General features: G+C 46.2%; 11 protein-coding genes. 9 read left to right on the top strand and 2 right to left on the bottom strand.

Annotated elements, in window-relative coordinates; translation table 11 throughout:
- Nucleotides 1-309 precede the first annotated feature (309 nt).
- On the top strand, nucleotides 310-1,260 hold the full coding sequence (locus ABU165_RS12850; RefSeq protein ID WP_232217698.1) for a YeiH family protein: 951 nt from the start codon (nucleotides 310-312) through the stop codon (nucleotides 1,258-1,260).
- Between the two features lie 100 nt (nucleotides 1,261-1,360).
- Here the strand turns inward: ABU165_RS12850 and ABU165_RS12855 are convergent, their stop codons facing one another.
- Nucleotides 1,361-1,969 carry a methyltransferase domain-containing protein gene (locus tag ABU165_RS12855; RefSeq protein WP_318060389.1) on the bottom strand — a complete coding sequence of 203 codons (609 nt, stop codon included), beginning with the start codon at nucleotides 1,967-1,969 and terminating at the stop codon, nucleotides 1,361-1,363.
- A gap of 123 nt (nucleotides 1,970-2,092) precedes the next feature.
- Between ABU165_RS12855 and ABU165_RS12860 the strand changes: the two genes are divergently transcribed.
- The 8 genes from ABU165_RS12860 (at nucleotide 2,093) to ABU165_RS12895 (ending at nucleotide 10,018) form a co-directional block, all read left to right on the top strand.
- The gene (locus ABU165_RS12860) at nucleotides 2,093-2,902 is read left to right on the top strand and encodes an MBL fold metallo-hydrolase (RefSeq protein ID WP_253617320.1); all 810 of its coding nucleotides are present in this window, start codon (nucleotides 2,093-2,095) and stop codon (nucleotides 2,900-2,902) included.
- 18 nt (nucleotides 2,903-2,920) lie between these two features.
- Nucleotides 2,921-3,529 (top strand): sporulation-specific diadenylate cyclase CdaS, encoded by a 609-nt coding sequence (gene cdaS, locus ABU165_RS12865; protein WP_318060388.1) that lies wholly within the window; start codon nucleotides 2,921-2,923, stop codon nucleotides 3,527-3,529.
- Nucleotides 3,530-3,679: 150 nt separating this feature from the next.
- Nucleotides 3,680-4,543 (top strand): manganese catalase, encoded by an 864-nt coding sequence (locus tag ABU165_RS12870; RefSeq protein WP_009795588.1) that lies wholly within the window; start codon nucleotides 3,680-3,682, stop codon nucleotides 4,541-4,543.
- A 457-nt stretch (nucleotides 4,544-5,000) separates the two neighbouring features.
- Nucleotides 5,001-5,669, top strand: coding sequence for an SOS response-associated peptidase (locus tag ABU165_RS12875; protein WP_094768970.1), 669 nt, complete (start codon nucleotides 5,001-5,003; stop codon nucleotides 5,667-5,669).
- Between the two features lie 42 nt (nucleotides 5,670-5,711).
- On the top strand, nucleotides 5,712-6,176 hold the full coding sequence (locus ABU165_RS12880; RefSeq protein WP_094768944.1) for an STAS domain-containing protein: 465 nt from the start codon (nucleotides 5,712-5,714) through the stop codon (nucleotides 6,174-6,176).
- Nucleotides 6,177-6,196: 20 nt separating this feature from the next.
- On the top strand, nucleotides 6,197-6,535 hold the full coding sequence (locus ABU165_RS12885) for a nuclear transport factor 2 family protein (protein WP_129612564.1): 339 nt from the start codon (nucleotides 6,197-6,199) through the stop codon (nucleotides 6,533-6,535).
- Nucleotides 6,536-6,691: 156 nt separating this feature from the next.
- A complete protein-coding gene (locus ABU165_RS12890) occupies nucleotides 6,692-8,215 on the top strand; it encodes a gluzincin family metallopeptidase (RefSeq protein WP_022544053.1) in 1,524 nt (507 codons plus the stop codon).
- Between the two features lie 87 nt (nucleotides 8,216-8,302).
- Nucleotides 8,303-10,018: an ABC transporter ATP-binding protein gene (locus ABU165_RS12895; protein ID WP_009795596.1), complete on the top strand. Its 1,716-nt coding sequence runs from the start codon at nucleotides 8,303-8,305 to the stop codon at nucleotides 10,016-10,018.
- Between the two features lie 59 nt (nucleotides 10,019-10,077).
- Here ABU165_RS12895 and ABU165_RS12900 read toward each other — a convergent pair whose 3' ends face one another.
- Entirely contained in the window at nucleotides 10,078-12,459 is a 2,382-nt protein-coding gene (locus ABU165_RS12900) for a putative bifunctional diguanylate cyclase/phosphodiesterase (RefSeq protein ID WP_009795597.1), read from the bottom strand.
- Between the last annotated feature and the right edge of the window lie 97 nt (nucleotides 12,460-12,556).

Below are 12,556 nucleotides of genomic sequence, written 5' to 3' on the forward strand. Positions count from 1 at the left end.
ATTATCGAGCGCCAAGGACGCGACTTGGATATCGACGAAGTATGCTTGAAATCCGGAAAAATATTTACCGATAAAAGGAGCATCAGGCTTTCGGGCCTGATGCTTTTTTATCGGAATTTTCTTGCTATTCCCGCAGATTTTACTAAGAGTCCTTTTATGTTAAGATTATTTGTGGATTTTAACAAAATAAGAGAAGAGCAGTTTTATAGAAGCTATAAATTTGCCTTATCATCAGGGAGTAGTGAGAGAAAGATGGAACGGCTACAGCAAGCGGCCGCCAGGCTTCCGCAATGGTTGCCGGGGGTCATTTTGGCTATTGCGATTGCAGCAGCGGCAAAATTTCTGGGCGGCATTTTTCCTTTGGTCGGCGGAATATTATTTGCCATCCTGATAGGGGCTGCCCTTCGCAACACAGCAGGCATAAACCCGGTTTTTGAACAGGGGCTTACACTGACGGTTAAAAGGCTTCTCAAAGCCGCAGTCGTATTGCTCGGGGCCGGGCTGAATATTTTTGATATTTTTGAAATAGGGAGGCAATCCCTGCTCATTATTTTTGTATCTGTTTGCTCAGGCATACTTCTGACACTTTGGTTCGGGCATTTTCTGAAGCTTGGTAAGACCTTATCACTATTGATCGGGGTGGGGGCAAGCATTTGCGGAGCAACGGCCATTTCAGCTGTAAAAGGTCTCCTGGGGGCAAAGGACGATGAAACCGCATACGCCATCTCGACAATCGTTTTTTTCAACCTGATTGCCTTTTTTCTATATCCGATCATCGGTCATGTATTTCATATGAACGAGCAGGCTTTCGGAATATGGGCAGGTACGGCAGTCCATGATACCTCCTCTGCAATTGCAGTCGGATATGTTTATGGAAATGAAGCAGGGGAAGTTGCGACCACGGTCAAGCTGGGAAGGACAATATTCCTTCTGCCGCTGATACTCATCCTCCCTATCCTGATGGGAACGGCAGATAAAAGCAGCCGGGCAGGTTCTTTCAAAAAAGCCTTTCCCTGGTTCATCGTCTGGTTTCTGGCTGTCAGCATGCTCAATTCATTCGGAGCATTTCCAGCTGCAGTCCAAGATCTGCTGAGCAGCATTTCAAAGTTTGTCATTATAATGGTCATGGCGGCTGTCGGCCTGCAGACAGACCTTAAACAGTTTGCCAAACTCGGCGTAATGCCGCTGCTTACAGGACTATTTGCATCGGCTGCGGTATCGCTCATCAGCTTTGGGCTGGTCTATTGGCTGATTCTGTGATTCTAAATATAAGAAATGAAAAAATGGAGCCCTTCACTGAAGGAGCTCCATTTTTAAAAGTATGCTTATTCTTGCGATCGAAGTTTGATTTCAGCCGTTTTTATTGCCTGCCTTTTTTGGCGGTCACACATACAGCCAGTACAGGCTGCACATCCTTAAAGGATGCCTGTATTTCTTCGTAGCCTGCAGAGGCCAGATCTGCTTCAATGACTTTTGCCAGATTTTTTGTAATAAGGGTGTCAGCATCTTTCTCGCGCGGCTGTACAGTTATGGCAATTTCTCCGCCGGCCTCCGTAATTTCATAAAGCATGCCCAGGGTTTCCCTTGGTTTAGTCCAAAGGGGATAATTGTTTATTGAAACAACTTTATGATAGGTGTCCAGGTCTGATGCAATGCTGTGTATATCTCCTGTAAACAGCCTGACCCTTCCTTCATCTATCCATTCATTATTCCTCTTTTCCGCAGATGCTGCCATGTCTGGTGAGAGATCAACTCCATCGATATAGACACAGCGGAATCGGTTCATAATATATTTTATGCAATAACCGGGACCGTATCCGACTTCAAGGATGCGGTCCTTGTTCTTAATATTAAGCTTCTTGGCCGTCCAGCTGTTGATGGTCCGATTTTCGCTGTACATAATTTTGCCTGCCAGCTTGCCGAGCATTCCCTTAGGGTTTTCAAATTGTCTTGCAAGTATATTGAACATGGGGTTCACCTCTAGAAAGAATATTTATATATAAACCACATCCGGCTGCCTGTTAAACCTTTCTATCGAAAAAAAACAAAAAAACGGGGATAGTAAGAATAATTCTTCAGTAGGAGGCACGAAATGGAACAGCAAAAAACATATGTCGAGAAACACAGGATTGCAGAAAATGTATACGTTTATAGAACGGCAATTGCGAATATCGTTTTTTTAACTGGGCTGGGCCCTAAAGGGAGAGATTGGATTCTTGTCGATGCAGGCGTGCCTTTATCCGGCGGTTTCATCATCAGGTTTGCAGAGAAGATGTTCGGGAGGGAATCCAGGCCTCTTGCCGTCCTGATGACACACGCTCATTTTGATCATATAGGCGGGTTGAGGGCAATACTTTCTAAATGGGATGTTCCCGTCTATGCACACAGAGCTGAGCTTCCGTATCTGACAGGAAAAGAAACCTATCCGCCGGCAGACCCTGCTGTCGGGAGAGGATTAATGGCCCTGATATCGCCTTTATATCCCAGAAGGCCGATCGATATCGGGGAGAGCGCTAAGGAACTCCCTGAGGATGCTTCCCTGCCCGGTCTCCCGGGATGGAGGTGGATACATACCCCGGGCCATACTCCCGGGCATGTATCTTTTTTCCGGGATGACGACGGTGTTCTGCTTGCAGGCGATGCCTTTATTACTGTTAAGCAGGAGTCACTGATGGCTGTAATGAGCCAGGCTAAGGAGATACATGGGCCGCCGGCATATTTTACACCTGATTGGGACACCGCAGGACAATCGATCCGCAAGCTGGCTGCTCTTAATCCAAAAGCGGCATTAACGGGGCACGGTCAGCCATTTTATGGAAAAGAACTCACGGAAGGGCTGGAAAAGCTTACAAAAGGTCATGAAACGTTTGTGGTTCCCAAGCAGGGGAAATATGTTCATTAACACAGAACTGTTAAAAGGATGGATAGCGTGAAATATAGCGAAAAGCATTATAGAAGTGACCTTGCCCGCTATTTCCGCGATATAGAAGGACAGCTGGGGACGGTCGAGACTACGATGAAAGAGCTGGACTGCTGTATACTGACAGAGTTCGAAAAGCTGCAAAAGCTCGTAGCAGATGCCCAGAACCTGGCTTCAACCTATTATCTCCAGACCTTCCTCTCTCCGTTCAGCAAAGAGTATGCCGGCATTTCGCTTGCTGCCCAAAGGCTGTCAGAGAAAAGGCATGGAGCCCTTATTGTCGTGCAGCGGGAAGAATCGCTTGCAGCATTCCTCCATAATGGCGTCCCGGTTACGGCCAATGTCAGCCCGATTTTGATTGAAACGATCTTCTATCCGGGCAACCCGCTTCATGACGGCGGCATGCTGATTGAAAAGGATAAGATCATTTCAGCAGGCAATATCCTTCCTGTGGCGGATACGGAGCTTCAAGGCAAGAAGGTCGGAACGAGGCACCGTGCTGCCATGGGGCTGTCTGCACAGACAGACGCTTTGGTCATTGTTGTTTCTGAGGAAACCGGCCGGATTTCCTTCTCGGTGAAAGGAAAATTATACAGTATAAAAAACTGATTCCAATAGGGGTCAGTTTTTTTCAGCCCAATTTGATGGGTAATTACCATTGTACGTGCAATATTGGCTGATTATTCCATAAATATATAAGGGCTGATATCACGGAATGTACAATTCCAGATATATAGAGGGAATTTGAGGAGGGTATTTATGTTTTATCATATTAAAGAGCTTCAGTATCAGGCAAAGCCGGATCGGCCGGATCCCCTATTTGCTAAAAAGCTTCAGGAAGTATTGGGGGGGCAATTCGGTGAAATTTCTGTAGCACTTCAATATCTCTTTCAAGGCTGGAGTGTGAGAGGAAATGGAAAATATAAAGACTTGCTAATGGATACGGGCACAGAAGAACTAGCCCATATTGAAATGCTCGCAACGATGATTGCCCGTTTGCTTGATGGTGCTCCTGTTGGTGATCTGGAAGATGCAGCCAAGGATCCAATCATGGCGGCCATCCTTGGCGGAATGAATCCTCAGCATGCCATCGTCTCAGGCTTGGGGGCAATGCCGGCAGACAGTGTAGGCAACAGGTGGACAGCAGATTATATCATAGCGAGCGGAAATCTTCTCGCCGATTTCAGGGCCAACCTGAATGCGGAGTCGCAGGGACGTCTTCAGGCTGTAAGGCTGTATGAGACTACAAACGACAGAGGCGTAAAGGATATGCTGTCATTCCTGATTGCCAGGGATACGATGCACCAGAACCAATGGATAGCAGCTATTAAGGAATTAGAAGCTGCTGAAGGCGGAATCGTAGTTCCTGTTTCTTTCCCGAAAGAATTGGAAAAGCGCCAGGTCAGCTATACGCTGTTTAATTTCTCCCAAGGAAATCAGAGCGCTGAAGGCCGCTGGGCGCAGGGTGTCAGCATGGATTGCCAGGGAACCTTTAATTATGTGGAAAACCCGCAGCCGTTTGGCAAGGCGCCGAAGCTGAAGCCGGCACCTCCATATATACACGACACACCGCCGGCTGCGCTTAAAGCGAATCCAGCAAATATTCCACCAAGCATGTGCTGAAGGACACCGGAGAACCTTCGAATGCGATTAAAATAAGGCCCAATGCCTCAATATAAATAATTGTCCTTCTTAGTAAAGCAAGCTGCTTTACAAAGAAGGGCTTACATAACACTGGTATGATAGAAAGACTCTTTGCCGATCCGATTGCTGCTGCCAAATCTCCAAGAGGCCTGGAAGGGCTATTTTTGAATATTTGGCAGCTTTATAAACAAAATATTAGGACTAACTGCCTTATATCTGGTTAAATAGATATTAGGTACACATTAAAAATGTGCATATAAACCAGACAACCTGTCTATACGGACAAAGCATACGAGCATATGATACAGTAACCACTAACCACTAGTACCCATTAACACCTTCCTTTTCAGCGGGGGATCTTCCTCCGCTGCTTTTGCTTGCCCTTGAGCAGTTTCCTGGGCAGAAGGAAATCCAGACAGAAAGCGGGATGATCTTTTTGTGCGGCAGGTTTACTTTAACAGAAGGAATACATGAGCTTCAGTCACAATTCAATTTTTCCTTCGAAGGGGAAATATCACCAAGATACAATATTGCTCCAAGCCAAAATATCCTGGCAGTAGCTGCTGGAAAAGGCGGAAGGAAAGCTGCTGAATTGCGATGGGGGCTTATACCATTCTGGGCGAAAGATCCGAAAATCGGCTATAAAATGATCAATGCCCGTTCAGAAGGGATTGAAAGCAAACCAAGCTTCAGGGATGCATTCAAACAAAGGCGCTGCCTGATTCTGGCTGATGGATTTTACGAATGGAAGAAAACGGCGGATGGGAAGCAGCCTTACCGTTTCATTTTGAAGGAGGGCAAGCCTTTTGCCTTTGCCGGGCTGTGGGAAAGATGGGAAGGGCCGGATGCACCTGTTTTCTCCTGCACGATCATTACAACCGAACCAAACAGCGTAACAGAAGAAGTTCATGACCGGATGCCTGTCATCCTGAAAAGCAGTGATTATGATACATGGCTGAATCCCAGAGAAAAAGACCTTGGGAAACTCAAAGAGCTTCTTGTACCTTATCCTGCGGAGGAAATGGAATCTTATCCGGTATCAACGCTTGTGAATTCACCCAAGAATGAGCTGGCTGAGCTGATATCGCCGCTCAACAGCCAATAAAAGTGCAACTTTAAATAAATTGAGGATTGGTGAAGAGTAACAATGACGAAAGAATACATAAGAATGCTTGAAGAAAAGGTAAAGGAATATGAAGAAGTAATATCGCTGATGTCTGCACCGATCATTCCATCCATTATTCCCAGTACAATCCTTGTTCCGATAACAGGTTTGCTGGTTGCTGAAAGGTTTGAGAAAATCCGGGGGAAGATCATGCAGTATATCCAGAAAAATGAAGTGGAAACGGCTATTATCGATTTTACGGATATTACAATCGACCGGATCGAGCAGATGAGCCTGTCAGAGCTGGGCATTGAAATCGATCAGCTGACAAAGTCGGTGCGCCTCATGGGGGTTGAACCTTACTTTGTCGGACTTTCCCCGGTTCTTATCCGTGAGGTTGTTCTGACTGGCATCAATCTTCAGGCAGAAACTTTTTCTGATTTCCAGGCAGCTCTGAAATATCTGATGAAAAAAAAGGGACTTTCCTTCTCAGCATCTGATAACTGATAGAAAATGGGGGAGTAAGGATGGCTATAGTGGAGCAATTAGCAAAAAGGCAGCTTGAAGCCTATAATCGCCAGAATCTTGAAGAATTCCTTGAAGTGTATAGTGAAGATGTTGAAATCCGCAGCTTTCCTTCACAGGAACTGCTTTATGCAGGAAAAGAGGAAATGCGCAAAGTGTATAAGAGATTGTTTGAAAGCAATCCCCGCCAGAAGGCAGTCCTTTTATCCAGAATAATAAAAGGCAGCATCTGCATCGACCATGAGAGTGTGAAGGGAAGGGCAAGCGGAGAAGAAACAGAAGCAGTTGCCATGTACGAGGCGGAAGCTGGCAGGATCAAAAAGGTATGGTTTGTTTTATGATCACCTTGAAAAGCGGCGTGGAACCACGCCGCTTTTCCTGTGAAAGGCACAATAAAAGCTCCAAGCTGCAAAAATCCTTCTTGCTGGCAGAATATTCTTTTTATATAATAGATTCAATGTATTTCGATTATAGAAATAAAAAATGGGGGAATCAGCTTGGGACAGCATATGGAAGAGATTGAAGGAATATACAGTGAAGTGCATGATGCACAGACGCAGTACGGGCGTCTCCTTTGGACACAATATACTGCCGGATACGATTTCGGCCTAAAAGACCAGTACCAGAAAATAACCAGCCTTCTGAAGAATGAGAAAAGCTATGAATTGGTGAGGGAAGCACTGGAAACAGAGCAGGACCCACTGAACAAAAGAAAACTGCAGCTGGTTGACAATCTATTCAAACCTTACCATTTGTCACAGTCGCTGAATGAACTGGATGAGGAAATCCAGGGGAAAGTCAGTGACCTGTCCAAGTTGTTGAACCAGTTTCGATACACCTTTCAGGGCAAGGAGGTTTCCTCTGTTGAACTTGGCCAGGTAATGAGCCGGGATGAGGATAAGAACAGGAGAAGGGAGGCTTTCTTTGCCAAAAATCAGATCAACCAGCCCATGATTGATGCAGGATTCCTCGATCTTATCAGCCTGAGGAAAACGTATGCCAAAGAATATGGATCAGCCAATTACATAGCGCATCAGCTTGAGATGAATGAATTGGACGAAGACATCTTCAGCAATTGGCTCCCTGAGCTCCATCAGTCCCTGCCTGCCATGGAGAAGGCGAGGGCCGGATTTGCAGAGCAGTTCCTCCATGAAGACAGGATCCTGCCCTGGGATGAGCAGTATATCGATGCAAAGATTGCCCCTCTGCTGAATCAGGAAGTGGATATGTCCGATTATTTCGGGAATATCAATAAATTATTTTCTCTATTCGGGTTTGATATTAGCAGCTATAATATTACGTATGACATTTTTCCGAGAAAAAACAAATCGGAATGGGGCTATAACTTCCCGATTGAAACGGCAAAGGATTCACGGATACTGGCTAATGTGAAAAATAAATTTCATGAGTATGGTGTGCTTCTCCATGAAACAGGCCATGCCGTCCATTCCTTTCTGCTGGATCCGGAGGAATTGATATTGAATACAGGCGTGAGCGGGATCATCAGTGAAGGGATTGCCAACCTATTTCAGGGATTTCTTTACAGCCCGCAGTTTTCCGGGAGCTTTTTCAGCGGGTCTGATGGCGCGGCAGAGCAATTTTCCAGGCTGAAGGAATACCGGAAGACAAACTCGCTGCGAGCCATCAGCCGGATCTTTTTTGATCACAGCTTTTATCTCAATGAAGCCTCTTCACTGGATGACGTGTATCAGCTTTACTGGAAGAACCACAGGGAAGTGCTGCAGGAGGAGCCGTTTGGTGATGAGCCGCCATGGGCTTTCACGATTCATTACACTACCCATCCGATTTATCTTCACAATTATTTCATGGGCGATGTGACTTGTGAAATGCTTAAGGGGGTTTTTGAAAAGAAGCATGGAAATGGCCTGCTCGCAGACCCTGAAGCTTTCGGCAGCTTCCTTCTGAATGAAGTCATCAGGCCCTCAGGCAGTCTGAAGTTCGGGGAACTGTTCAAAAGGATAAGCGGGGAAGAATTTTCTTTGAAATTCATGAGATCATAATAGATTGCGCAATGCTGCGGCGCTGGCAGATCCTGCTCCGCAGCATGCTGTATTTGAAGATGCACCACGAAAAGGAGAAAAAGAAAGATGCTAAAACGCTTTTTTTCATATTATATACCTCATAAAAAACTATTTACGCTCGATTTCAGTTCGGCCGTCATAGTCGCCCTTCTGGAGCTTGCCTTCCCCCTTGCTGTACAATGGTTTATCGATAAGCTCCTGCCAAGCGGCAACTGGTCGATGATAGTTTCAGTCAGTGCAGGTCTGCTGGCTTTATATATAGCGAGCACTTTCCTGCAGTATATCGTCAATTACTGGGGCCATAAGCTGGGCATCAACATTGAAACAGATATGCGCCATCAGCTGTTCACACATGTCCAAAGGCAGTCTTTCCGATTTTTTGACAACACCAAAACAGGGCATATTATGAGCCGGATAACGAATGACCTTTTCGATATCGGCGAGCTTGCCCATCATGGGCCGGAGGATCTGTTCATTGCCATCATGACCTTTGTCGGGGCCTTCTGGATCATGCTGACCATCAATGTGAAGCTTGCTCTCGTAACGATCCTGATCGTGCCATTCCTCGTATGGCTGATCACTTTCTGCAATATCAGGATGAACAAAGCCTGGAAGCAGATGTACAGCGACATAGCTGATGTCAATGCCAGGGTAGAGGACAGTGTCTCCGGAGTCCGCGTTGTCCAGTCATTCACCAACGAAGACTTTGAAATCTCCCGCTTCTCTGTCAATAACCGGAAATTCCGTAAAGCAAAGCTTGCCGCATATAAAATCATGTCCTACAGCTCATCAGGCATTTATATGATGACAAGGATGATGGTGCTTATCGTCCTTGTTCTCGGGGCATGGCTTAGCTACCAAAACCAGCTGTCCTATGGCGAGCTCGTCGGATTCGTTCTGTATGTGAATGTCCTTTTCAAGCCGATTGATAAAATCAGTGCCCTGATGGAGCTTTATCCGAAAGGGATGGCAGGATTCAAGCGGTTCATGGAACTCCTGGATACAGAACCGGAAATAAAGGATGCTCCCGACGCTATTGAAGTGGCTTCCCTTAAGGGGAATATCGCTTTGGACAATGTTTCGTTCAGCTATGATGACAGCAAACAGGTGCTGAAAGACATCGACCTTACCATTAGGGCAGGGGAAACGGTGGCTTTTGTCGGGCCTTCAGGGGCGGGGAAAACAACCATTTGCTCGCTGATCCCGAGATTTTATGATGTGAATGGAGGAAGCATCACCATTGACGGCATGGATATCCGGGATATGACCCAATCATCCTTGCGGAAGCAGATCGGGATCGTCCAGCAGGATGTATTTCTCTTCACCGGAACTTTAAAGGAGAATATCGCTTATGGCATGCTGGATGCATCTGAGGAGCAGATCCGGTCAGCCGCCAAGCGTGCCCATCTGGAAGGATTTATCCATTCCCTGCCTGACGGGTATGAAACTCAGATCGGCGAACGGGGACTCAAATTATCCGGCGGGCAAAAGCAAAGGATTGCGATAGCAAGGATGTTCCTGAAGAATCCGCCAATCCTGATTTTGGACGAAGCCACATCGGCCCTTGATACTGAAACGGAAATGATCATTCAGAAGGCCCTTTCAGAGCTTGCACAAAATCGGACGACGCTCGTAATCGCACACCGTTTGGCAACCATCCGCAATGCAGACCGGATCGTTGTTGTGACAGAAGACGGGATTGCGGAGCAGGGAGGGCACGATGAACTGCTCGCGAAAGGCGGCATTTTCGCCGGCCTTCATCAGGTTCAGTACCAGCAGTAATCAGATCTTCATAAAAAAGAAGCAGCCAAGCGCATAGCCGGCTGCTTCTTTTTCGTTTTCTATATTATCCGCGCTTTCTTTCCTCCAAACTCTCTTTCGATTTCTGCGGCAGGCTTCGGCGGGCTGAAATAATAGCCCTGGATTTCATGGCAATCCATCCTGGACAGCATATCGGCCTGCTCTTTCGTTTCTACACCCTCAGCAATAAGATGCAGCTTTAAAAAGGAAGACATGGAAATGATGGCAGACACCATCGAATGCCCGTTTCCATTATCGCCAAGCCTGTCTATGAAAGACTTATCGATTTTAATGGTATCGATGGGAAGTTTATCAATATAGCTTAAAGAGCTGTAGCCGGTCCCAAAATCATCGAGGCTGATTTTCATTCCGTATTTTTTCAGGAACTGAAGCTTTTCTATTGTTTCCTTCTCGTTGAACATGGCAAGACTCTCAGTGATCTCGATTTCGAGAAGGGAAGGGTCGATGCCTGCCTGTTCAGTGCAGCGGGTAATGCTTTTAACCAATCCGGGATTCGAAAAAGATTTTTGTGATAGATTAATTGAAACCGGGAGCCCCATGAGTTCTGTGCTGTGCCATCGCTTCAGCTGAAAGCATGCTTCTCTCAGCACCCAAAGCTCAAGCGCGGCAATCAGTCCTGACTGTTCGGCAACCGGTATGAAAACACCCGGAGGGAGAATGCCCTTTTGTGGATGCTTCCACCTTACAAGCGCTTCAAACCCGGTTAGGCATTCTTTTAAAATATTATATTTCGGCTGGTAGTAAAGCATCAGCTCGTCACTTTCAATGGCTTTTTTCAGTTCATTCTCAATAACGATCTTTTCCAGGCTGTGCTGGTTCTGTTTTCTTTCATAGAGCGCAAAAAAAGCATGATCATTTTTGCTTACCGTCCTCTTGGCGTTTTCGGCATTCCGCAGCAATTCGGACGCTTCTTTGCCATGATCCGGAAAAATGGCAGCGCCAATCGAACACTCAAGGAAGATTTCATGATCATCCACCGTGAAGGGTTCGGCAAAGGCTCTTTCAATTAGCCCTGCTGCTTTCTCGAGGTCCAGATTTTCCCTGATCAGGAGAGCGAACTCATCGCCATTCAGCCTGCCGAACAGGGCGCTCTCGCCAAAGGCATTCTTCAGCCTTGAAGATGCCTCTCTTAGGAGCCCGTCGCCCTCCTTTATCCCAAAAACCTCCCTGATACTCCTGATGCGGCCGATTTCAATGCTGAGGATTGAGACAGGACTCCCTTCTGCAATGACCTTGTCTGCTTCATAAATGAACTTTCTGGAATTATAGTGGTCCGTCAATTCATCATGATTGACTAGATGCCGGATCCTTTCCTGGCTTTGAATGATTTCCGTTATATCCTTAGCAATTCCATATACGCCAATGACTTCTTTTTGCAGAACGATAGGAACAGCAATAATCCTTACAATAGCGGAGATTCCATCTTTCCGCTGCATAGTGACCTCAAACTCAGAAGGGATTCCCTCCTTCGCTTGCAAAAAGTAATCCAGCGTCCTGGAGATATCCTTTTCAAAGATCAATGGAATGAAAGTCATTTGAAGCAGCTCCGCTTCTGTATAGCCGGTCAGTTTTTCCGCCATTTTATTAACCGAAATAAAGCGGCCCTCCAGATTGATGGAGAATACTGAATCGGGATTGGAATCAAACAGCGAGCTGAAATGCTGCTCGCTTTTCTCAAGCCTCGTTTCGTTGACGGTGTTCCTGTATTCGCCGAACAGGTCCGGTACGATGGCGAGCGTAGTCATTGCCAGGATCTCCACTGCATATGGGAATAAGAACAGCTCATTAAAATAACCGCTCTGGATGCCAACAGCCGAAATGGCAGTCAGATACGGGATGCCGGACAGTGCCAGGCCAGCTGCCAGGCTTCCGATCAGCTCCCACCGCCTGCTACTGCTGTTTTCAGGCTCCTTGCTCAGCTGCAGGAGGAAGCGGAGGGATGAAAAGGATATCCCTAGAGTGATTAGGCCGGTCATTAAAACGAGCGGCAGATTCAAATGTAAATCATGGTGAAACAGAATAAAAACGGCAGAATAATCAGCGAGCAGTATGATACTGGTAATCATAAAGCCGGCAAGCAGATACAAACCCGTTCCCAGCTGTTTCTTGATGCCCATCTTAATGGCCAGGAAACTGCCTCCGATACAGCTGAAAAGGAAATATAGAAAATAAAAAAAGAAATCGACTGCATCGACTTTGGCATTCAAAGCAAGAACAACAAACAAGTTTGTCAGGAAAAAGGTAATGCCAATGATTGAGGCATCTCTCAGAAGATGATCTGATGTATTGCCCTTCGAATTCGAGGATTTCCTGACTGAGCGGAGTAAAAGAGAACAATTAATGATGGAAAAAATAATTCCGAGCAGAGCATAAAAATATTGCAGGTTATTAAGCGAGACCAAGATGCCCCTCCTCCAGATATAGTTACTACATTTAGGTATATTTTATTATATCAGGTAAAAGAGCGCCGGGACGATTGGCACAGGACTTTTATTGAAA

The organism is Cytobacillus sp. T106 (assembly GCF_040492155.1).
Classification (GTDB): domain Bacteria; phylum Bacillota; class Bacilli; order Bacillales; family Cytobacillaceae; genus Bacillus_AB; species Bacillus_AB infantis.